General features: G+C 61.9%; 20 protein-coding genes and 3 pseudogenes. 19 read left to right on the top strand and 4 right to left on the bottom strand.

Translation table 11 applies throughout. The annotated features are described in order from the left end of the window. From AC1AX7_RS09285 to AC1AX7_RS09260, 6 genes are all read left to right on the top strand, one after another. A partial coding sequence (locus tag AC1AX7_RS09285) for an IS3 family transposase (protein ID WP_476508697.1) occupies window positions 1-75 on the top strand: 75 nt, incomplete at its 5' end. 238 nt (window positions 76-313) lie between these two features. Beyond that, window positions 314-634 carry a hypothetical protein gene (locus tag AC1AX7_RS09280; RefSeq protein ID WP_476509797.1) on the top strand — a complete coding sequence of 107 codons (321 nt, stop codon included), beginning with the start codon at window positions 314-316 and terminating at the stop codon, window positions 632-634. A gap of 167 nt (window positions 635-801) precedes the next feature. Then, on the top strand, window positions 802-1,476 hold the full coding sequence (locus AC1AX7_RS09275) for a hypothetical protein (RefSeq protein ID WP_476509796.1): 675 nt from the start codon (window positions 802-804) through the stop codon (window positions 1,474-1,476). A gap of 58 nt (window positions 1,477-1,534) precedes the next feature. Next, window positions 1,535-2,692 (top strand): hypothetical protein, encoded by a 1,158-nt coding sequence (locus AC1AX7_RS09270; protein WP_476509795.1) that lies wholly within the window; start codon window positions 1,535-1,537, stop codon window positions 2,690-2,692. Further along, window positions 2,676-3,380, top strand: a complete 705-nt coding sequence (locus AC1AX7_RS09265) for an ABC transporter ATP-binding protein (protein WP_476509794.1) — start codon at window positions 2,676-2,678, stop codon at window positions 3,378-3,380. Before AC1AX7_RS09270 ends, AC1AX7_RS09265 begins: the two co-directional genes overlap by 17 nt. Further along, on the top strand, window positions 3,377-4,456 hold the full coding sequence (locus AC1AX7_RS09260) for a hypothetical protein (protein WP_476509793.1): 1,080 nt from the start codon (window positions 3,377-3,379) through the stop codon (window positions 4,454-4,456). Before AC1AX7_RS09265 ends, AC1AX7_RS09260 begins: the two co-directional genes overlap by 4 nt. A 164-nt stretch (window positions 4,457-4,620) precedes the next feature. Here the strand turns inward: AC1AX7_RS09260 and AC1AX7_RS09255 are convergent. Continuing rightward, a pseudogene (locus tag AC1AX7_RS09255) lies at window positions 4,621-4,761 on the bottom strand (2,3,4,5-tetrahydropyridine-2,6-dicarboxylate N-succinyltransferase); the annotation flags it as partial. Between AC1AX7_RS09255 and AC1AX7_RS09250 the strand changes: the two are divergent. Further along, a pseudogene (locus tag AC1AX7_RS09250) lies at window positions 4,762-4,893 on the top strand (citrate/2-methylcitrate synthase); the annotation flags it as partial. Between the two features lie 222 nt (window positions 4,894-5,115). Beyond that, the gene (locus tag AC1AX7_RS09245) at window positions 5,116-5,550 is read left to right on the top strand and encodes a hypothetical protein (protein ID WP_476509792.1); all 435 of its coding nucleotides are present in this window, start codon (window positions 5,116-5,118) and stop codon (window positions 5,548-5,550) included. On the opposite strand, the gene rlmH is transcribed toward AC1AX7_RS09245, so the two are convergent. Both rlmH and dapD read right to left on the bottom strand, forming a co-directional pair. Beyond that, window positions 5,538-6,017: a 23S rRNA (pseudouridine(1915)-N(3))-methyltransferase RlmH gene (gene rlmH / locus AC1AX7_RS09240; RefSeq protein ID WP_476509791.1), complete on the bottom strand. Its 480-nt coding sequence runs from the start codon at window positions 6,015-6,017 to the stop codon at window positions 5,538-5,540. The two genes, AC1AX7_RS09245 and rlmH, sit on opposite strands and share 13 nt — an antisense overlap. A gap of 218 nt (window positions 6,018-6,235) precedes the next feature. Next, complete coding sequence (dapD, locus tag AC1AX7_RS09235) at window positions 6,236-7,231, bottom strand: 2,3,4,5-tetrahydropyridine-2,6-dicarboxylate N-succinyltransferase (protein ID WP_476509790.1); 996 nt, start codon at window positions 7,229-7,231, stop codon at window positions 6,236-6,238. A gap of 267 nt (window positions 7,232-7,498) precedes the next feature. Here dapD and prfB point away from each other — a divergent pair, with 267 nt between their 5' ends. The 10 genes from prfB to AC1AX7_RS09185 all read left to right on the top strand — a co-directional run bounded on the left by prfB (window position 7,499) and on the right by AC1AX7_RS09185 (window position 18,785). Continuing rightward, the gene (prfB, locus tag AC1AX7_RS09230) at window positions 7,499-8,629 is read left to right on the top strand and encodes a peptide chain release factor 2 (RefSeq protein WP_476509789.1); all 1,131 of its coding nucleotides are present in this window, start codon (window positions 7,499-7,501) and stop codon (window positions 8,627-8,629) included. 60 nt (window positions 8,630-8,689) lie between these two features. Beyond that, window positions 8,690-10,072, top strand: coding sequence for a cell division ATP-binding protein FtsE (gene ftsE, locus AC1AX7_RS09225; RefSeq protein WP_476509788.1), 1,383 nt, complete (start codon window positions 8,690-8,692; stop codon window positions 10,070-10,072). After that, the gene (ftsX, locus tag AC1AX7_RS09220) at window positions 10,072-10,995 is read left to right on the top strand and encodes a permease-like cell division protein FtsX (RefSeq protein WP_476509787.1); all 924 of its coding nucleotides are present in this window, start codon (window positions 10,072-10,074) and stop codon (window positions 10,993-10,995) included. Before ftsE ends, ftsX begins: the two co-directional genes overlap by 1 nt. A gap of 101 nt (window positions 10,996-11,096) precedes the next feature. Then, entirely contained in the window at window positions 11,097-12,491 is a 1,395-nt protein-coding gene (locus tag AC1AX7_RS09215; RefSeq protein ID WP_476509786.1) for a CHAP domain-containing protein, read from the top strand. 98 nt (window positions 12,492-12,589) lie between these two features. Next, entirely contained in the window at window positions 12,590-13,069 is a 480-nt protein-coding gene (gene smpB / locus AC1AX7_RS09210; RefSeq protein WP_476509785.1) for an SsrA-binding protein SmpB, read from the top strand. 40 nt (window positions 13,070-13,109) lie between these two features. After that, window positions 13,110-14,012 carry an ABC transporter substrate-binding protein gene (locus AC1AX7_RS09205; RefSeq protein ID WP_476509784.1) on the top strand — a complete coding sequence of 301 codons (903 nt, stop codon included), beginning with the start codon at window positions 13,110-13,112 and terminating at the stop codon, window positions 14,010-14,012. Between the two features lie 47 nt (window positions 14,013-14,059). Next, window positions 14,060-15,043, top strand: coding sequence for an amino acid ABC transporter permease (locus AC1AX7_RS09200; protein WP_476509783.1), 984 nt, complete (start codon window positions 14,060-14,062; stop codon window positions 15,041-15,043). Window positions 15,044-15,052: 9 nt separating this feature from the next. Further along, window positions 15,053-15,868 carry an amino acid ABC transporter ATP-binding protein gene (locus AC1AX7_RS09195; RefSeq protein WP_476509782.1) on the top strand — a complete coding sequence of 272 codons (816 nt, stop codon included), beginning with the start codon at window positions 15,053-15,055 and terminating at the stop codon, window positions 15,866-15,868. A gap of 101 nt (window positions 15,869-15,969) precedes the next feature. Further along, window positions 15,970-17,862, top strand: a complete 1,893-nt coding sequence (glmS, locus tag AC1AX7_RS09190) for a glutamine--fructose-6-phosphate transaminase (isomerizing) (RefSeq protein ID WP_476509781.1) — start codon at window positions 15,970-15,972, stop codon at window positions 17,860-17,862. 107 nt (window positions 17,863-17,969) lie between these two features. Beyond that, window positions 17,970-18,785: a pseudouridine synthase gene (locus AC1AX7_RS09185; protein ID WP_476509799.1), complete on the top strand. Its 816-nt coding sequence runs from the start codon at window positions 17,970-17,972 to the stop codon at window positions 18,783-18,785. A 97-nt stretch (window positions 18,786-18,882) separates the two neighbouring features. Here the strand turns inward: AC1AX7_RS09185 and AC1AX7_RS09180 are convergent, their stop codons facing one another. Next, window positions 18,883-19,869, bottom strand: a complete 987-nt coding sequence (locus AC1AX7_RS09180; RefSeq protein ID WP_476509798.1) for a LacI family DNA-binding transcriptional regulator — start codon at window positions 19,867-19,869, stop codon at window positions 18,883-18,885. 224 nt (window positions 19,870-20,093) lie between these two features. Here AC1AX7_RS09180 and AC1AX7_RS09175 point away from each other — a divergent pair. After that, window positions 20,094-20,686, top strand: a pseudogene (locus tag AC1AX7_RS09175) (carbohydrate ABC transporter permease); the annotation flags it as partial.

Below are 20,686 nucleotides of genomic sequence, written 5' to 3'. Positions count from 1 at the left end.
AACAACCGGCGGCGTCAGAAAAGGCTTCAGGGCCATACCCCGGTCGAGTACCGGAATATGACCCTGACGGTCTAGGACGCTATCATGATAAATATCGTCCAACTTTTGGGGCGCAGTTCAGTTTTGGTATATTATCCTTAATAAACTTTGTTACAACAACAATTTGCTATGATGCTGATTGTCGTAAACTATCCGGAAACATGAATGTTTTCGATATCTCAACTAACTGAAGTGTTTGATATTCGGCAATCTTCTGACCGCCCTGGTAACGGAGCCGGAGGCCGTTGAAGATGCGATCTTGGAAGGTACGACTATGAGTGTTACAAGAAAAAATGTTGCTGTGGTAAGCGCGATAGCTTGCGTTGCATGCTTGCTTGCGCCAGCCGGTGCCGCTTCTGCGAATACTTCGTATTCTCAGCCGTATTGGGCTAGTACTTATATCAGCAATGATTGGGACTATACCTCAGCTGAGGCAATTAGTTACCATACCGTGGGAGTTTTTGCCCTTGCGGTTCAGGATTATTCAAAGAGGGATTATAAAATAGGCGCACCAGGGCAAGCGATTTTTGCTGAGGTTTACGGATCCTCTGCATATCGCGGTGGTGCCGATTGGGCGGATGCAGGGCAGGTTTAGTGATTTCACCATTCCGTTCTTGTTGCGATGCCGGTTGTCTCAAACAGATTCGTGGGCAAGAACGGAATGGTTCCATAATTAATGTTGGGAATGCTTGTCATGGGAAGCGGTGTGCTATGGATGTTTCACGCGGTTTTCACAGGGGGTTCGCAGGCTGTGCCGCCTGCATGCTGATATGGGGTCTGTCGGCTTGCTCGGCGGCGGGGGCCGTCGACGATCCGGACGCTTCGGGCGGTGTGTCGACGGGGATCCAAGACGGGGCGGGCGATGGCGATGCGTCGTCCGACGGCACGAAGCTGGCCTCCGGTCTGGACTCATATATCGATCAGGTGCTGACATGGGATTCCATCACGGATGAGGAGCGTTCCATCCTTGAACGCGCGAAGGCCGATGGCGGGGTCAGCATATCCGATTACGAGAAAGCTTGGTCGTCATATAAGGAATGCATGATCGACAAAGGCTATCCGTCGTTCGAACTGGCCCGGTATGACGGCATATACAGTATGCCGTCCCTTGATTTCACCGGCACCCAGTCGCAGTGGGACAAATACATGGAGGACTACAACGCATGCTATCTGCCGATTCAGGGCATCGACCGCGTGTATGGCATGCAGTGGGGCAATCCGAATCTGTATTCGGACCAGTATGAGAGCGTTGCCGATTGTCTGAGGAAAGCGGAGAAGGTGCCGGTGGGCTATACGGCCGACGAGCTGCGCAAGGAGTCCACGGACGGTTCGTATCGGTATTTCGACGAGAAGGATGAAACGTTCCGGGCTTGCAAGGTCGTCAACGGCTGGCACACCTCCTATGAGGACGATGAGCGCGTGAACCTATGGCGATAGCGTCGCGAGGCCGTGTCGGATGCGGTATGCAGTGAAAGCCTGACGAAGGAAGGGAAGTATGAGGGAACGGAACGATGAACATGACGGTGCGCGTGACGGTCGTGAAGCGTCCTTGAATGGGGGAAGGAGCCCGTCATCCGATTCCGGGGCGTCGCATGGCCGCCTGGGACGCGGCGTGCCGTTGACATGGCTGCTGTTGGCGGTCATGCTTACGGCGTCCGTTGCGGTCGGAGCCTGCGCCCTGTTGCTGCCGGACAGGGCTCCCGATCTGCTTGGCGAAGCGCGGGAACTGACGTCCGCCCCTGTCGGTGCGCAGCAATATGCCGGTTCGCAGCAGGTCACGGTGCTGCCGACCGTGTCGCAGTCGCGGCAACTGCTTGGCAACGCCACCGGCACGGTGACCGCGGACCTGTCGGGAGGACGTCTGGTTTCCGGCGAGGCAGCGTTTGCGGTGAATGGCCGCGCGATCGTCGCGTTGCACACGGAGACGCCGTTGTACCGCGATCTGCGGACCGGGGATGCGGGCGGTGACGTGTTGGCGTTGAATAACGAGCTTAATCGGCTCGGGTATAGCGCGTCGCCGGATTCCGATTGTTTTTCGTGGTATACGATGCAGGGTTGGAAGCAGCTGATGTCCGATCTCGGCAATGATTCGGACGGCACCGTGATGTTGTCCGATGCGTTGTGGATTCCCCTGCAGTCCGTCACTGTGACGGGATGGGCGGGCGTCGTCGGCGCTCTGGTGGATGCGGGCGCACCGATCGGTGAGATTCCCGGTGCGATCACGCGCTTGGATGTGAAGAACGGCGTCGCGTCCGATACGGATCGCACGCTGACGGTGTTTGGTGTCAGCACGACGTTGCCGGCCGGGGCGACCGGCGTGGACGACGCATCGTTTTGCACCCAGCTGACGGCGTCGCGGGATTTTCAGATGATGGTCGCCGCGGGTGTTGAGGGCGGCGTCGATGTGTCGGCCGGGTTTGATGCGTCGCTGAGCCTGCCGGAGGCGGTTATGGTGTTGCGCGTGCCGGCTGCGGCGGTGTTCGGCATTGCCGACGGTCATGGCTGCATCGTGGCCGATGGCGAAACGGTGCCGGCGACCATCGTCGGTTCCGAACTGGGGGTGAGCCTGCTGCGTTTGGACGATGGCAGGGATCCTGCTTCGATATCGGCGGTGGGGTTGGGAAGCGTGATCGAAGATGCGCGATGCCTTTGACGGCAGGAATGCCGATGCTGTCGTCGAAGTGCGTGTCAATGGTCTTGCCCATCGTTTCGACGGTACCGACATGTTGTTCGAGCATCTTGATGCGGTGTTCCGTTCCGGACGTACCGCCGCGATATGCGGGCCGTCCGGATGCGGCAAATCCACGCTGCTGTCGATTCTTGCGGGATGGCAGGATCCGACGGAGGGCACCGTGGAGCGTGTCGGCGTGGAACGTATCGGCTGGGTGTTTCAGAATCCGTATGGCGTGGCCGAACGCAGCGCGTTGGATCATGTGACGTTTCCGTTGCTGGCCAAGGGGCTGACCCGTGTGCAGGCCGAACCGCAGGCGCTTGCGGCGATGGAACTGTTCGATTTGGCGTATGCCGTCGACCGTCGGTTCTGTGATCTTTCCGGAGGCGAGGCTCAGCGTCTCATGCTGGCGCGTGCGGTGTGTTCTCGTCCCGATATGCTGTTGGTCGACGAACCGACCGCCCAGTTGGATACGAGGACCGCGCATGGCGTCAGCCGCGTGCTGGGACATCTCGCCGATCAGGGCATGATCGTCGTGATCGCCACGCATGATCCCGATACCCGTGACGCTTGCGACGTGGTGGTCGATTTGTCTGACTATGCGTCGGGCGATTCCGCGGATGCCGTTTCCGGCGGCGCGCGCGGCGTGTCCGACAGGGGGGCGTCATGAGGGTGCGATCCATCTTCTCCGAAGCGATGCGCAACATCGGCGCGGGAACGGCTCGTGCATTGCCGTTGCTGTTCGCCATCGCCATCGTTTCCGTGCTGGGCGGCGGCTACGAACTGGCGTCCATCCGGAGCATGGAATCGGATGCCAGCGAGCGTATCGCCGCCGACGCGGATGTCAGGGCGATCGTCGGAGGCACGGTGGACGGTCTCACCTGTGACAGACTGCCGCGGTCGCAGGGCGGTCCGTCCCATGCCGGCGCGGTGCGGGCGGGTGGGCGTATCACGCCGAAGGCCACTGCGCGCAACGATATCGCATCGTATGAGGTCACGCCCGGCATGCTGAGACTGTTTGCGGCCGGCGGCACGATGCGCGGCATCGATGCGACGGGCGTGTGGATGTCGAGGTCCGTCGCCCAGGATTTCGGCCTCGCCGAAGGCGGGCGTCTGGAGACGGAACAGGGCGATGTGACGGTCAGTGGGATATTCGATTGGCCGAACGATGGACGTGACACCCGCTTCGCTTATGCCGTCATCACGCCCGTCGCCGCATCGGACGGTACCTTCGAGGAATGCTGGGCCAAACAATGGCCGGCGTCCGATGGGATCGACGCCGCATTGTACGGCACGATCGTGGTTACGGGTGGTGATTCGGCCCCCGGCGTCGTGGCCGTCAACAAGGCGTTCGATGCGCGGTATGACGCCCATGCCGCATACATGTCGCGCATGACCCGTTGGATGCCTTGTCTTGGACTGTTCATCGGCGCGTTGATCGGACTGCTGTCGGTGTGGCGTCGGCGTCTCGAATATGCGGGTGCCTTGCATTCGGGGCAGACGAAAGCCGCGCAGCTGGCAGGCATCGGCATGGAGTCATGCGTGTGGGCGGGCGGCGGCGGTCTGGCCGCCGGCCTGCTGCTGGCGGGCGCATGCGAACGGCTGTCGGTATCCGATCCCGCCACGGTGGCCTGTGCGGTGCTGCGTGTGCCGGCCGCCGTGTTCGCGGGAACGTTCGTCGCAGCGTTGGTCGCGGGCCTGTTCATCCGTGAGTCGCAACTGTTCCGCTTGTTCAAACGCCGTTGACCATTGCCGTCAGGGTGTGCGCCGTCAGACGCTTGATGGCGGCCCGGCGTCCAGGCGTTGCCGGGCGTTGTTTCGTGTGAGGCTGCGATGTGTTGAACCGTGCGATTCCGCTGAAATGCCGGCTGCGGTTTCGTCCTCACCGCTTTGCGGCCCGGGCCTTGGTCGTGCTTGTGCAGGCTTTCGTTCAATTCGATGCCGACCTTGCGGCGGCGTGCTTCGATGACGCCGGTCCGCGAATCGCAGATGAACAGGATGTCGTTCTCTCCGCTCAGTTCCGTATCCTTGACGACTTCCAGCGGCTCGCCGTCTCACACCATCTGTATCCGAACGTCGACTTCCATACGGGACTGGTTCACCGTGCCATCGGCTTCGATCCGGCCATGTTCGCCACATTGTTCGCATTGGGCCGCATTCCCGGGCGGATCGCGCAGCATCGCGTCGGGGCGAACGCGTCGAGCCGAAGCGCGGGCGTGCAATGCAATACGCGTGCTGACATGCGTTGCGATCCACGTATCAATACGGCATATTCGTGAACATGGCATGCGTGCGAACCGATACGGAAGAGGAGGCGCAATGACAGGCGGTCTGTTGAGCGCCAAAGGCCCGTCCAAGCTTTTGTATGAGATGGGCGCACCTTCGACGGCCTCAACGCCACACGCATGGCGACGGAGGTCGATTCACTCCCGTCCATCGCCCGGATCCGCGGATTCCAGGCCGATCGCCACGTTGGCGGCGTCGCGGAGGGAAAGCCTGCCGAAACGGCGGTACAGGTCCCCGCGCCGGTACCGGATGCCGCAGCATTGGAGGCCGCAATCGCACAGGCCGCCTCGTCAAAAGCCGATTTGACGGATGCTGCGCGTCCGTTCGCCGTCCTCGCAAAGGCGCAGCCTTTCGGCGTCGGCAACAAGCGTACCGCTTTGCTGGCCGCAAACGGACTGTCGCTGCGCGCTGGTTCCGATATGATGCTCAGCGTCCCCGTGGAAAAAGCCGATACCGACGTGCTCAGCCGATTGCTGTCCGCCTGGCATCCGCAGGCGGACGAAACCGTCATCGGCTGGCTCGACGACTGGAATGCCTCCGCCTACTTGTGGTAGGGCTCGTGGGCGTTGATCTTGTAGGCGCGGTAGATCTGCTCCAGCAGAATCACGCGCATCAGCTGATGCGGGAAGGTCATCTTCGAAAAGCTCAGCAGAAAGTCGGCGCGGCGCACGATCGCATCGTCAAGGCCGAGCGAGCCGCCGATGATGAGCTGGATATGGCTGGTGCCCTGAATGCCGAGCGTGTCGATCTTGGCGGCCAGCTCTTCGGATGAGAGCATCCTGCCGTTGATGGCCAGCGCGATCACATAGGCGTCGTCTTTGATGTGCTTGGCGATGCGCTCGCCTTCCTTCGCCTTGATCTGCCTTTCCACGGCGTCGGAAGCGTTGTCGGGCGTCTTCTCATCGGCCACTTCGACGATGTCGAGCTTGCAGTAGCGGCCCAGACGCTTGGAATATTCGGCGATGGCGTCGCGCAGATACGATTCCTTGACCTTGCCCACGGTGATCAGCGTGATTTTCATACTGTCCTCTTCCATACGTATCGCGACGCCCATGCACGCCACCCATGCGCGCATCACGGTGTCCGCCGCGGATTGCCTGCGCCAATGATACGCAAATACGGCGAACGCCCGCCTGCCATCAGGTGCGGTCGAACGCATCGGACGGCAGACGGGCGTTATCTCACAGCCGGCCTGGAGCTGCATCTGCCGTACCGGTACGGCAGATACGACGCAACGGCTTAGTTGTGCTTGTGCAGGCTTTCGTTCAATTCGATGCCGACCTTGCGGTGGCGTGCCTCGATGACGCCGGTCTGCGAATTGCGGATGAACAGGATGTTGTTCTTGCCGCTCAGTTCCGCGCCCTTGACGACTTCCAGCGGTTCGCCCGCTTCGACCTTCGCCTTGTCGTAGATGGCGATCTTCGTGCCGGCGGTCACATACAGGCCGGCCTCCACGGTGCAGTTGTCGCCCAGGGAGATGCCGATGCCGGCGTTGGCGCCCAGCAGCGAATGCTCGCCGATGGTGACGCGATGCTTGCCGCCGCCGGACAGCGTGCCCATGATGGACGCGCCGCCGCCGATGTCGGAGCCGTCGCCGACGACGACGCCCTGCGAGATGCGGCCTTCGACCATGGAGACGCCCAGAGTGCCGGCGTTGAAGTTGACGAAGCCGGCGTGCATGACGGTGGTGCCTTCGGACAGGTATGCGCCGAGCCGCACGCGGGAGGCGTCGGCGACGCGCACGCCGGTCGGCGTGACGTAGTCGAGCATGCGCGGGATCTTGTCGAGCGCGATCACGTCGACGTTGGGCAGCGGCATGCCGAACGGCGCGGCCTTGCGCGCGGCGGCCATCACGTCGGCCTTGCGCAGCGCGAAGTCTGCGACGGAGAACGGGCCGTAGTTCGTCCACACGACGGTGGCGAGCTTGGCGAAGATGCCGTCGAGATTCAGCGTGTTCGGCTTGGCCATGCGCATGCTCATCAGGTGCAGGCGCAGGTAGGCGTCGGCGGCGTCCACGATCGGCTCGTCCAAGGCGGAGACGGTGAATACCGGAACGCGGCGCACGCCACGGGCGTCGGGCTCGTCATAGGCGAGGCCTTCAAAATTATGATTCGGACGGTCGGCCTCGGCCGGAGCCTCGCCAAGAGTGAGCTTCGGGTACCAGACATCCAGGGTCACGCCGGCGGCGTCCACGCTCGCCAGACCCCAGCCCCATGCTGTGCGCTGTTCGGTCATTGATGCTCCTTCACGATTTTCAATCGGCTATACGGTATTGCCTGCATTGCCTGCATACAGTATCCAATATATCGGCGCTTCCCACGATACCGCCCGGAAGCTATAAAACATCGCGACATGCATGCGGCATACGGTCGGATTCGCTGTCGGGGAAGCGCATGGAGGCTGTGCAGGGGACTCGATACAATGAGCTACCGGCGATGGGTCGGCTGATGATATGGCCGCAACCTCAATTGAAACGCAGCATATTACGTAGGGTGATGATTAATGGCAGATTTTGATTTTTCGCAAGGCATCGGCGAGGCGCGGGCTAAATACGAGTCCATTGCCGCCGCGCTGGATATCGACCGATTGACGGCGCAGGCCAAGGAGCTTGAGGAGCAGGCGGCGGAGCCGGGCCTGTGGGATGATCCGGAGAACGCGCAGAAGGTGACGAGCAAGCTCTCGGCGGTGCAGTCGCAGCTGAAGCGTCTTGCTTCGGCGACGCGGCGCATTGATGACGTCGAGACGCTGGTCGAGCTCGGACAGGAAGAGAACGATGCCGACACGCTGGCTGAGGCACGGTCCGAGATCGAATCGATCGGCAAGGATCTTGCCGATATGGAGATTCAGACGCTGATGGACGGCGAGTATGACGAACGTTCCGCCGTCGTGACGATTCGTTCCGGCGCCGGCGGCGTCGACGCCGCCGATTTCGCGCAGATGCTGCTGCGCATGTATGTGCGCTGGGCGGAACGCAACGGCTACAAGGCCAAGGTCATGGACACGTCCTATGCGGAGGAGGCCGGCATCAAGTCGGCGACGTTCCAGATCGACGCGCCGTATGCGTATGGCCGTCTTTCCGTTGAAGGCGGCACGCATCGTCTGGTGCGCATCTCCCCGTTCGACAACCAGGGCCGCCGTCAGACCAGCTTCGCCGCGGTCGAAGTGGTGCCGCTGGTCGAGGCCACCGACCATATCGACGTGCCGGAAAGCGAGATCCGCGTGGACACGTACTGCGCGTCCGGTCCTGGCGGCCAGGGCGTGAACACCACGTATTCCGCCGTGCGCATCACCCACTTGCCGACGGGCATCGTGGTGACGATGCAGGACGAACGCTCCCAGATCCAGAACCGTGCCGCCGCCATGGCCGTGCTGCAGTCCCGACTGCTGGTGCTGCGCCATGAGGAGGAGGCGAAGAAGAAGAAGGAGCTCGCCGGCGACATCAAGGCCAGCTGGGGCGACCAGATGCGTTCCTATGTGCTGCATCCGTACCAGATGGTCAAGGATCTGCGCACCGGTTGCGAGACTTCGCAGACCCAGGCCGTTTTCGACGGCGACATCAACGAGTTCATCGACGCGGGCATCCGCTGGCGTCACGAGCAGCGTCGCGCCGCCGCCGAGGCAGCGGAGAACTAGACCTAAGATCCCAACGACCTGTGAGGCCGGCTTCGGCCGGCCTTCGGTGAAGGAGACGACATGTCGCTTATCTCACTGGATCATGTGAGCAAGATCTATCCGCGTGGCACCCGCCCTGCGCTCGACGATATCGATCTGCATATCAATCGTGGCGATTTCGTGTTTCTCGTGGGCGCTTCCGGCTCCGGCAAAACCACGTTGCTGAGTCTGCTGCTGCGTGAGGAGGAGGCCACGGATGGTGAGATTCGCGTCGCCGGCAATGACCTGCGTCGTCTGACCGATCGTCAGGTGCCGCATTATCGCCGTTCCATCGGATTCGTCTTCCAGGATTACAAGCTGCTCAACAACAAGACGGTGTGGCAGAACGTCGCCTTCGCGTTGGAGGTGATCGGAACGAGCCGTTCGACCATCAAATCGATGGTGCCGAAAGTGCTTGAAACCGTTGGCCTTACCGGCAAGGAAAACAATTATCCGCATGAGCTTTCCGGCGGTGAGGCGCAGCGCGTCGCCATCGCGCGCGCGTATGTGAATCATCCGCAGATCCTGCTTGCCGACGAGCCTACCGGCAATCTGGATCCGACCACGTCGCTGGGCATCATGGAAGTGCTGGACGCCATCAACCGCACCGGCACCACGATTGTGATGGCCACGCATAACGAGGAGATCGTCAATTCGATGCGCAAGCGCGTCGTCGAACTGCATGCGGGCCGCATCGTCCGTGACGAGGCGCAGGGCTCCTATGATTCCGCACTGTACTTCCCGGATGCCGAAGTCGAATCGAAGTCGCAGCAGGCCATCGAAGCCAGCCTGGACATGCAGGACACCGGCGGAACCCCGCAGCAGGGCGTCGCGATCGTCGTCGAAGGCCAGACGCGCCAGCAGACGGCGGAGCATATGGTCAACGCCATCGCCGAAGCCGTTACGAACGGCGAAGGCGATAGCGGCATCGCCCGTCTTGCCAATTCCGTGCATTCCGGCAGAACCGGCCGTTACGGCGAGGCGTTCGCTCCGGTCGAGCAGACGCTGACCTGGGGCAAGGGCTTGAAATTGGAGGAATACGCCGAGCGGCAGGCCGCCGCCGAACAGGAACCGTCGGATGCGCGGACCGCCGCGGATCCGACGGAATCGCAGGATGTGCGCAACGGTCAGGATCCCGTGGAATCCCTTGTGGTCGAGGCTTCAAATGAAGCGACGGAGGATGCCGATGTTTCCGGAGATGCTGCCGCCGCGACCCGTTCCGACGTGCAGTCCGACGCCCGCAATGACGAGCAGGCCGGATCGGGGTCCGAAGACCACCCTGAAACGCCTTCCGACGGGCATCCGGAAACGGACGCCGCTGCCGCCGAGCCGCAGCCTGACGTGCCGCTGCCGCCTATGCCGCCGGCGCCTCCGATGCCGCCTGCACGCAAGCATGATGATGAATCCCAGAAGGAGAACGACTGATGCGACTGCGTTTCATTCTTTCCGAAACCTGGACCAGCCTGCGTCGCAATGTTCCGATGCTGCTGTCGGTGATGCTGGTCACCTTCATCTCCTTCCTGTTCATCGGCGCTTCCGTGCTGACCCAGGCGCAGATCACGAAGGCGAAGGGCGACTGGTACGACAAGGTCGAGGTCGTCGTATGGATGTGTCCGGACGGCACCAGCCAATCCGTCAACTGCGCGGCGGGCACCGCGGCCACGGAAGCCCAGATCAACGATCTGCAGAAGGTCATTCGCGACGAGCTCAATGACGAAGTCGCGCAGATTACGTTCGAAAGCAAGGAGGACTTCTACAACGACACCTTCCTTGCGCAGTATCCGGACGGCCGGTATCAGGGCCGTACGTTGACCGCGGACGATATGCAGGATTCGCTGTGGCTGAAGCTGAAGGATCCGTCGAAGTATCAGATCGTGGCCGAAGTGCTCAGCGGCCGCGAAGGCGTGGAGACGGTCAGCGATCAGCGGCAGATCTTCGAACCGGTGTTCGCGGTGCTGAACCGCGCCACGGTCGCCACGGCGGCGTTGGCTGCGGTGATGGTGCTGGTGGCGATCATGCTGACCGGCACGACGATCCGCATGTCGGCCGCGTCGCGTCGCACGGAAACGGAGATCATGCGATTGGTGGGCGCTTCGAATTGGACGATTCGCCTGCCGTTCATCCTGGAAGGCGTGGTCGCCTCGTTGCTGGGATCGGTGCTGGCATGCGCCGCGTTGTCCGTGCTGGTGAAGGTCTTCATCACCGACTGGCTGGCGACGTCGATCACCTGGATCCCGTACATCAATCAGACGACGGTGCTGATGACTTCGCCGATACTGATCGCAGGCGCGGTGTTGCTGTCGACCATCGCGTCGATGGTGTCGCTGCACCGATATCTGAAGGCATGACGGACCGCGGGGCATGACGGTCGTGCAAGCATGCCGGTCGGGTCCGGGATTTTCTCAAACGCCTGATACAGTTGTTCCTCAAGCGGAAAGGAAATGAATTCATGACGAAAGCCAGAAATGTCAAATCTGTCGCCGCTGCCGGGGCTGCGATTGCATTGTGCGCGACGATGGCGGTGTGGCCGTCGTCACCGGCCGTATCCTCCGCATATGCCGATACGTATAGCGATTTGGTGAACGCGCAGAACGAGAAGCAGGCCAGCCAGCAGCGTGAAGCGCAATTGCGCGCACAATTGCAGGGCGTCAGCGATGATCTCGCCGATAGGCTCGTCGAGCTTGATGCGCTGACGAATACGCAGATTCCCGCGGCGCAAAGCGCCGTCGACGCCGCGAACGAGGCGGCCGCCGCCGCGCGGGCCGAAGCGGATTCCGCTGCGAGCCGTCTGGCGGCAGCGCAGCAGGATAAGAAAAATCTTGAGGCCCAGATAGAACAGACCGGCAAGGATTATGATGACGCGCGCGACGCGGTGGCGCAGATGGCGCGTGAAGACATGCAGGGATCCGATGCCGCTGACATGATGAGCATCGTCACCGGCGCCACCGATACGACGGACTACATCAATGCGATGCAGTCGCAGGACGCTCTGTCCCGCACGGAAGCGAACGCCGCCTCCGATGCCGCGACATCGTTGAACACGTCGATGAACCGTAGCGAGCGACTCGCCGCGATCGAAAAGCGGATCGCGGCATTGAAGGCGGAAGCCGATACGAAGGCCGCTTCGGCTCAGCAGGCCGCTTCCGATGCGCAGGCCGAGCGTGATGCGTTGGACGCGCTGCGCGTCCAGGGCGAGCAGAAGCGCGCTGCATTGGAAGGCCTGCAGGATCAGCTTGATTCCGACGCGGCCAAGCAGGCGGCACAGACGGTTCTGCTGCAGTCCCAGGTCGATGATCTGAATCGTCAGTGGGCCCAGGAGCAGGCCGACGCCGCAGGCGACGTCAATTCCGGCAACCAGGGATCCACACAGCCGCCCGGCGGCAACTCCGGCAGCACCGGCGGAAACACCGGAGGCGGCTCGAATCCGGGCGGCTCCTCCGGCGGCGGTTCCGGAAACATCAACACCGGTGTCGGAACCGGCGGCCAGGGCACCAGCAACGGCGATTATGGCAATGCATATGTGCCCGGACAATGCACGTGGTATGCCTACAATCGCCGCAAGCAGATGGGCATCAACACGCCGTCCTATCTGGGCAATGGCGGCGAATGGTATCTGAAAGCGCCAAGCTACGGTCTGCGCGTCGACCACACGCCGCAGGTCGGCGCCGCACTGTCGTTCCTTCCGGGGCAGGATGGCGCCGATGGATTCTATGGGCATGTGGCCGTGGTCGAAGCGGTGTACGGCGACGGCACGTTCCTGATTTCCGAGATGAACTGGGGCGGCCCATACATCACACACAGCCGTGTGCTGACCAATTACGGGCAGTACTGGTTCGTGCACTGAGTGGTATCATGTACGGCACGCCGCAGCCGCATGCAATGCGCCGGCGTGCCGTACCGCTGTTTGGGGGCGGCGGGCCGAGCGAAGGAAAGGAGGTTCCGATGGCCAAGGAACAAGGTACGACTATGATCGCGCAGAACAGGAAGGCGAGGCATGACTATGCCATCGAGGACCGCTATGAAGCCGGTCTGGTGCTGACCGGCACCGAAGTCAAATCGTTGCGCGAAGGCCGCGCGTCGCTTGCCGAATCCTTCGTCTCCATCGACCGTCGCGGTGAAATCTGGCTTGAAGGCGCGAATATTCCCGAATATCTCAACGGAACGTGGAATAATCATGCGCCCAAGCGCAAGCGCAAGCTGCTGCTGCATGCCGCGCAGATCGCGAAGCTGTCCCGTCAGATCGAAGCGAAGGGCTTTACGATCGTGCCGTTGAGCCTGTATTTCAAGGACGGCCGCGTCAAAGCGGAAATCGCGTTGGCCCGAGGCAAGAAGGAATACGACAAGCGCCAGGCGCTGCGCGAGGAGCAGGACAAGCGCGAAGCGCTGCGCATCATGCGCTACCGGAACATGCGTTCCCGGTAGTCCGGCGGCGTGTAACAGCGTCACGCTACGATTGGCGACTATGACACGATACAAGTCGCCGATCGCGGCATTGGCCTGTCTTGCGATGCTGGTGCCGCTGGCATCCTGCGGCACGACGGACAGCACCGACGCGGACCCGAACATCGAACGCAGCTATATCGTCGGCACGACGCCCAAGAACGACGACATAGCCGCGATGCTGCCGGACACGGTGACGAAGGACGGGAAGCTCACCGTCGGCTCGAACCTCACGTACGCTCCCGCCGAATTCCTCGCCAATGACGGTGTGACGCCCGTCGGATACGAAATCGACCTGGCGAAGGCGTTGGGGGACGTATTCGGATTGCCGGTCGACATCGCCGACGCCTCGTTCGATACGATCATTCCGGCGGTCGGCGTCAAATACGACATCGGCATGTCCGGATTCACCATCAACAAGGAACGCGTGAAAGCCGTCGATTTCGTGACGTTCGCGCAGGCGGGCCTGAGCTTCGCGGTGCGCAAGGGCAATCCCACCAATGCCGACCCCGAACGGTTGTGCGGCACGAGGATCGCCGTGCAGACGGGCACCGTCGGCGAAACCGTCATGTACGACGCGCAGGACCAGTGCAAGGCCGAAGGCAAGGATCCCATCGAGCTGCTTCCATATCAGAACCAAAGCGATGTGACCACCGCCTTGGTGGCCGGTCGCGTCGACCTGTTGTATACGGACACGCCGGTGGCGGGATTCGCCGTGGCCCAGACCGAAGGGCAGCTGGAATTGCTCGGCGAGGACGAATCCGTGGAACCGATGGGCATCGCCATCGCCAAAGGCGATGAGGCCACGCTGGAAGCGGTGAAGGCCGCGATGGAGGAACTGGTGTCCGACGGCACCTATGAGGCGATTATGAAAGCTTGGGGCGTCGAGGATATCATGATGGATTCCATCGGCGTCAACGCGTAGTCGCATCCCGGAACATCAACGGGCTGCGAGCATCGGGAAGAGGAACCATGAGATCAACGAAGGCAAAGGACGGGGAAGGCCTGAACATTCCCAACAGGATCGACGCGCTGCCGGTGAAGCGGCCGGGGTCAGTGGTCGCGGCGGTCGTCGTCGCGTTTCTTGCCGCGATGCTGGCGTACGGCGTCGCCACCAACGAACGGTTCGAATGGGAGGTCGTCTGGAAGTACCTGTTCAACGAAAACGTGCTGTCGGGCATCCGATACACATTGGAGTTGACGGTGATCTCCATGATGGTCGCCATCGTGCTGGCGGTCGTGCTGGCGATCATGCGCAAATCCATCAATCCGGTGCTGCGCGGCGTCAGCTGGTTCTTCATCTGGTTCTTCCGCGGCACGCCGGTGTACACGCAGCTGGTGTTCTGGGGACTGTTCTCCGTGCTGGTCCCGAAGATCAGCGTGGGAATCCCGTTCACCTCCATCGAATTCTGGAGCGTCGACTCGTCCGTCATCATGACGTCGTTCGCGGCGGCGCTGATCGGTCTGTCCCTGAACGAGGCCGCATACCTGTCGGAGATCGTGCGGGCCGGCCTGGAGGCGGTCGATCCCGGCCAGGCCGAAGCCGCGCAGGCGCTGGGCATGAGCCGGTCGTTGATCATGCGACGCGTCATCCTGCCGCAGGCGATGCGCATCATCGTCCCGCCGACAGGCAACGAAACCATCGGCATGCTGAAAACCACGTCGCTGGTCGTGGCCGTGCCGTTCACCCTCGAACTGCAATTCGCCACGAACGCCATCGCCAGCCGGATCTACAAGCCGATCCCGCTGCTGGTCGTGGCCGCCTTCTGGTATCTCGTCATCACATCCATTCTCATGGTGATCCAATCCCGTCTGGAACGGCATTTCGGCAAGGGATTCGAAGCACGGTCCCTCGGCACGCGCGGCAAGCGTCCGCAGCCGGGCAATACCGAAGGCGAGCCGCACAACGACATCGCCAAGCAGAACGAAGCCACCTTCAACGGGCTGACGGCGTAAGGAGCGCGAATGAGCGAAATGAACAACGACATCCGCATGGCACGGCGGTCCGCGGCGGAACCCGCCGTCAAAATCACCCAGGCGCATAAGGCGTACGGCGACCTGCATGTGCTCAAGGGCGTGGACCTCACCGTCATGCCGGGCACGGTCACCGTGCTGCTCGGACCATCCGGCTCCGGCAAATCCACGTTGCTGCGCCTGATCAACCAGCTGGAAACCCTGACCGGCGGCAGCATCGAAGTCGAAGGCGAACTGATCGGCTACAAGCATGTCACCAAAGGCGGCGTCGACAGACTGCAGACGCTGACCGACAAGGAGATCGCCGCGCAACGTTCCAAACTGGGCATGGTGTTCCAGCGCTTCAACCTGTTCCCGCATATGACCGCGCTGGAAAACGTGATGGAAGCGCCCGTGCATGTGCAGCACATGGACCGCAGGGCCGCACGCGCGCTCGCGGTCGAAGAGCTGGAACGCGTCGGACTGGGCGAGCGCATCGACCATTACCCGTCGCAGCTTTCCGGCGGCCAGCAGCAGCGCGTCGCCATCGCCCGCGCGTTGGCGATGAAGCCGCGCATCATGCTGTTCGACGAGCCCACGTCCGCGCTCGACCCCGAACTGGTGGGCGAGGTCCTGAACGTGATGCGTTCGCTGGCTGACGAAGGCATGACGATGATCGTCGTCACCCACGAAATCGCATTCGCGCGTGAAGTCGCCGATCGGGTGGTGTTCATGGCCGACGGCGTCGTCGTGGAACAGGGAGGCCCCGAAATCATCACGAATCCGCAGGAGCCGCGTTTCCGGGATTTCCTGCAGCACGTGCTGTGACGCGAAGCCGTGATGCGCTTGTGCTTCGTGTGCGGAAAGATTGTGCGCAGAGCGTGTTGTTCTTCGGTGAAAGACAGTATGACCCGTTAGGCTGGTGAACCATGTGTGGAATTGTTGGATATGCAGGAAATGTCGCAACCGCGTGCGGTAAGCCTTTGGAGGTCTGCCTACAGGGTCTTGGACGTTTGGAATACCGCGGCTATGACTCGGCCGGCGTCGCATTGAGCGCGCCCGGCATGGAACGGGTGCAGGTTCGCAAGAAGGCGGGCCGCCTCGCCAATCTCGTCGAGGATCTCGAAAGGAATCCTCTCGCCGCGGCGACCGTCGCGATCGGACATACCCGTTGGGCCACCAACGGCGTCCCCAGCGACGTGAATTCCCATCCGCACACATCGCAGGACGGAAAAGTCGCGATCATCCATAACGGCATCATCGAAAACGCCGCCCAACTGCGGCTCAATCTGATGGCGGAAGGCTACCGTTTCTCGTCCGCCACCGACACGGAGGTCGCGGCGAAAATGCTGGGCAGAATCGTCGACACCATCATCGACGAACAAGGCCGCCCCGACCTGTTCGAAGCGATACGCCGGCTGGCGCGCATGCTGGAAGGCACCTTCACCATTCTCGCCACCGACTGCCGCCAGCCCGATATCGTCGTCGGCGCCCGCCATGATTCGCCGCTTGTCGTCGGCCTCGGCGACGGCGAAAACTTCCTCGGCTCCGACGTGTCGGCATTCGTCGCCTATACGAAGCGCGCAATGGAAATCGACCAGGACCAGGCCGTGCTGGTCTCCGCGGACCGCGTCGTCGTCACCGATTTCGACGGCAACATCGTCGAAAATCCGAAGACCTATACGGTGGATTGGGATGCTTCCGCCGCGGAAAAAGGCGGTTGGGACTCCTTCATGGACAAGGAGATCCATGAGGATCCGGCCGCAGTGCAACGCACTTTGCTGGGCCGCCTGAACGCGGACGGCGACATCAATCTGGATGAAGTGCATATCGAAGAGCATGATTTCAAGGCGATCGACAAGATCGTCGTCATCGCCTGCGGCACGGCCTCGTATGCAGGCCTGGTCGCCAAGTATGCGATCGAACATTGGGTGCGTATTCCGGTCGAAGTGGAATTGGCGCATGAATTCCGCTATCGCGATCCGATTCTGACGCCGCGCACGCTGGTCGTGGCCATCTCGCAGTCCGGAGAGACGATGGACACCCTGATGGCGTTGCGTCATGCTCGCGAACAGGGGTCGAAGGTGCTGGCCATCTGCAATACGCAGGGCGCGTCCATCCCGCGCGAATCCGACGCCGTGCTGTACACGCATGCAGGCCCGGAGGTGGCCGTCGCCTCCACGAAGGCGTTCGTGGCGCAGATCACCGCGGCCTATGTGCTGGGCCTGTACCTGGCGCAGGCGAAGGGCACGATGTTCCGCGACGAAATCCATCAGACCCTGGATTCGCTGAAGGACATGCCTGCGAAGATCCAGCGCATCCTCGACACTCAATCCGATGCGATCCATGCCGCCGCCGAACGTATGGTCGACGCGAAATCCTTCCTGTTCCTGGGCCGTCATGTCGGCTATCCGGTGGCGTTGGAAGGCGCTTTGAAGCTGAAGGAAATCGCCTACACCTTCACTGAAGGCTTTGCGGCGGGCGAATTGAAGCACGGCCCGATCGCTTTGGTCGACGAGAACGAGCCGGTCGTGTTCATCGTGCCGCCGGCTCGCGGACGCAACGTGCTGCATGCGAAGGTGATCTCCGGCATCGAGGAGGTCAAGGCGCGCGGCGCCACCATCATCGCAGTGGCCGAAGAAGGCGATAAGGACGTCGAACGATATGCCGACGTGGTGTTCTGGCGTCCGCAATGCCCGACGCTGCTCAGCCCCCTGGTCGATGTGGTCCCGCTGCAGCTGTTCGCGATGGATATGGCGAAGATCAAGGGCTATGACGTCGACAAGCCTCGTAATCTGGCCAAGTCGGTGACGGTGGAGTGACGGGGCCTGTGTCGGATACGCAGGATTTGACGGGGATGCCGGCTTCGTCGGCTCCGCTGTCTGCGCAGACTCCGCAGACCGGACGCAAGCCGCATCCGCATCGTTTCGTGATCGAGGAGCCCCGCATCCCCTTCGAATGCGAGATTTTGTATGTTGACGATAACATCATCGTCATCGACAAGCCGCATTTTCTTGCGACGATGCCGCGCGGCATGTGGTATCGCGAGACCGCGCTGATTCGACTGCGCGAACGTTTCGGCGAGCCGGACATCACGCCGGCCCACCGTCTGGACCGCCTGACGGCCGGTGTCGTGGTGTTCGTGCGCAATCCGAAGATGCGCGGCGCCTACCAGATGCTGTTCCAGGAGCGGCGCACCACGAAGACCTACGAGTGCCTGGCGCCATTGAAACCGGTCAGGCGGCCGCGATACGGCACGATTCGCCGGCTTGACTCGCGTACGTCGTTTCCGCTGGAACGCCGCTCCCATATCGTCAAGGAGCGTGGGTTCCTGCAGGCGTATGAGAAGCCGGGCGTCGTCAATGCGCAGACCGTGATCGAGCGCGTCGGCGCCATGCCCGGGCATACGGGCGTCGCAAGGTATGTGCTGCATCCGCATACCGGTAAGACGCATCAGCTGCGCATCCATATGAATTCGTTGGGGCTGCCGATTCTGGGCGATGATTTCTACCCGATGATCCGCAAGCATCCCTATGACGATTTCCGGCATCCTTTGGAATTGGTCGCGCGAACATTGGAATTCGTCGATCCGATATCGGGGGAGCCTCGGCGTTTCGACTCCCGCATCGAATTGGGCGCCCGAATGGAGGGCGTCGATATGGAAACGCCGACGGTGCGCGCGCAGGCCGCGCCTCCCGAAGGCGTGGAATTGGCCCGTTATACGGGGCGCATGCGCCAGCATTAAACGGTTCCGGCGCCGACGCGTCGCCGGTCGGAGCGTTCGATGCGTTCGACGACGAAACCGATGGTGCGCCGCCGAACGCGATGATAGCGATGATATGTCAGGACAGGTCCCTGACCGAACCGCGCACGATCAGTTCGGCGGAGACGACATGCTTGACGCCGCACGGCACATGTTTGCCGTCGCATTGCGCTTTGACCAGGTCGAAGGCCTCCTGCCCGATCCTCTGGAACTGCATGCGCATGGTCGTCAGACTCAGCCGTGGGATCACACCGGTCAGTGAATCGTCGACGCCGACGACGCTGACGTCCTCCGGCACGCGCTTGCCCGCGGCGGCCAATCCCTGGATCGCCCCATACGCCATCTGGTCGTTGGCCGCGTAGACCGCCGTGCAATCGGTCTCGTGGGCCAGGGCAAGGCCGGCCTGGTATCCGCTGTCCGCCTCCCAGTCCCCGATATACGTCGGAGGTGCGGATATGCCGTATTGCTTGAGCGCATCATGCCAGCCCTGGGCTCGGCTTTCGGCGGCGCGTGCATGCGATGGCCCGGCGATGTGGTAGACGGTCCGATGCCCCCGGCTGAGCAGGTATTCGACGATGGCGGTGGAACAGCCGTACTGATCGGCGTCGATGGTCGGGCAGTGGTTGGCGGGGTCTTCGGAGATGAGCACGACGGGAAGCTCCGAGGTCGGAGCGAAATCGTCGAAATCCGGCATTTTCTCTTCGAGCACGACGATGAGTCCATCCACGGGCATCTGCTTCATGTGGTCGACTACGGCGGACAGGGTGCGCTCTTGACGTTGCCCGATGGTCTGCAACGTCACAGCGTATCCGGTCCTGTTTGCGGCGGAGGTGATGCCGTCGAGGATGCGGGCGTTGCCGTACGTGGTCATGTTGAACAAGGCGACGCCTATGTTGTTGAATTTTCCGTGTTTGAGCGACCGTGCGGCGTAGTTTGGGCGATATCCGAGCAGAGCCATCGCTTCCTCGACCTTGCGGCGTGTTTCCGGACGTACGGCCGCGCTGCCGTTCGCCACTCGCGACACTGTCTGAGACGATACGCCGGCCGCCTTGGCCACATCCTGCATCGATGCGGGCTGGTTGCGTTCCATGGCTACTCCTTGTTCGGTGTATACGGTCATTATAGCAGCGGGAACAAGTCGTGTTTTCGTCACCATTTTTGTGTTGATGACCATTCGGAAACGCCGACTTTTGCTCACATCGGTAATGCCGTGCTAAAATGATAACGCAAACATTTTTTGAGCTGCATTGCAGCGGCTCTATGCTAGGCAACCTTCAAAGGAGAGGAAAGATGGCGTCAATGCAGACAACCGTCGCGCCTCCCGCGTCGTCCCCGCGTGTGAATAGGCATCGTGCGGATTGGCGTGGCTGGAAGTTCATGTGGCCGTTCGCGCTGGTGTTCGTGTTCGTGTTCGTCGTGCCGATCGTGTACGCGGTGTATATCTCGTTCTTCCAGAAGAAGATGATCGGGGGCACGGTGTTCACGGGCCTGGACAACTACGTGCGCCTGTTCCAGGACGGGCAGTTCTGGTCCGCGGTGGGCCGCGTGGCCCTGTTCACGGTCGTGCAGGTCCCGGTCATGCTGTTCCTGTCCGCGCTGATGGCCCTGTGCATCGACTCGATGAAATTGCACGGCGCGAGGTTCTTCCGTATCGCGACGTTCCTGCCGTACGCGGTGCCCGCGGTCGTGTCGACCCTGGTGTGGGGGGTTCATCTACGGCGCGAAGTACGGCCTGGTGGGCTCCTTGAACGACCTGCTGGGCACGCACATCGGCGTGCTCGCCCCGGACGTGCTGCTCGCGTCGATCGGCAACATCGTGACGTGGGAGTTCGTGGGCTACAACATGCTGATCTTCTACAGCTCGCTGTCCACGATCCCGCGTT

The organism is Bifidobacterium sp. LH_449, from assembly GCF_056356755.1.
Note: the sequence above shows the minus strand (reverse complement) of the source record. Positions and strands in the feature narration are given on the sequence as shown.

Excerpts from the sequence above, each read along its gene's own strand:
- AC1AX7_RS09205 (WP_476509784.1), top strand. The coding sequence starts at position 13,110 with ATGACACGATACAAGTCGCCGATCGCGGCATTGGCCTGTCTTGCGATG.
- AC1AX7_RS09260 (WP_476509793.1), top strand. The coding sequence starts at position 3,377 with ATGAGGGTGCGATCCATCTTCTCCGAAGCGATGCGCAACATCGGCGCG.
- prfB (WP_476509789.1), top strand. The coding sequence starts at position 7,499 with ATGGCAGATTTTGATTTTTCGCAAGGCATCGGCGAGGCGCGGGCTAAA.
- AC1AX7_RS09245 (WP_476509792.1), top strand. The coding sequence starts at position 5,116 with ATGGCGACGGAGGTCGATTCACTCCCGTCCATCGCCCGGATCCGCGGA.
- rlmH (WP_476509791.1), bottom strand. The coding sequence starts at position 6,017 with ATGAAAATCACGCTGATCACCGTGGGCAAGGTCAAGGAATCGTATCTG.
- ftsE (WP_476509788.1), top strand. The coding sequence starts at position 8,690 with ATGTCGCTTATCTCACTGGATCATGTGAGCAAGATCTATCCGCGTGGC.
- AC1AX7_RS09275 (WP_476509796.1), top strand. The coding sequence starts at position 802 with ATGCTGATATGGGGTCTGTCGGCTTGCTCGGCGGCGGGGGCCGTCGAC.
- AC1AX7_RS09270 (WP_476509795.1), top strand. The coding sequence starts at position 1,535 with ATGAGGGAACGGAACGATGAACATGACGGTGCGCGTGACGGTCGTGAA.
- smpB (WP_476509785.1), top strand. The coding sequence starts at position 12,590 with ATGGCCAAGGAACAAGGTACGACTATGATCGCGCAGAACAGGAAGGCG.
- AC1AX7_RS09215 (WP_476509786.1), top strand. The coding sequence starts at position 11,097 with ATGACGAAAGCCAGAAATGTCAAATCTGTCGCCGCTGCCGGGGCTGCG.
- AC1AX7_RS09200 (WP_476509783.1), top strand. The coding sequence starts at position 14,060 with ATGAGATCAACGAAGGCAAAGGACGGGGAAGGCCTGAACATTCCCAAC.
- ftsX (WP_476509787.1), top strand. The coding sequence starts at position 10,072 with ATGCGACTGCGTTTCATTCTTTCCGAAACCTGGACCAGCCTGCGTCGC.
- AC1AX7_RS09265 (WP_476509794.1), top strand. The coding sequence starts at position 2,676 with ATGCGCGATGCCTTTGACGGCAGGAATGCCGATGCTGTCGTCGAAGTG.
- glmS (WP_476509781.1), top strand. The coding sequence starts at position 15,970 with ATGTGTGGAATTGTTGGATATGCAGGAAATGTCGCAACCGCGTGCGGT.
- AC1AX7_RS09195 (WP_476509782.1), top strand. The coding sequence starts at position 15,053 with ATGAGCGAAATGAACAACGACATCCGCATGGCACGGCGGTCCGCGGCG.
- AC1AX7_RS09180 (WP_476509798.1), bottom strand. The coding sequence starts at position 19,869 with ATGCAGGATGTGGCCAAGGCGGCCGGCGTATCGTCTCAGACAGTGTCG.
- dapD (WP_476509790.1), bottom strand. The coding sequence starts at position 7,231 with ATGACCGAACAGCGCACAGCATGGGGCTGGGGTCTGGCGAGCGTGGAC.
- AC1AX7_RS09280 (WP_476509797.1), top strand. The coding sequence starts at position 314 with ATGAGTGTTACAAGAAAAAATGTTGCTGTGGTAAGCGCGATAGCTTGC.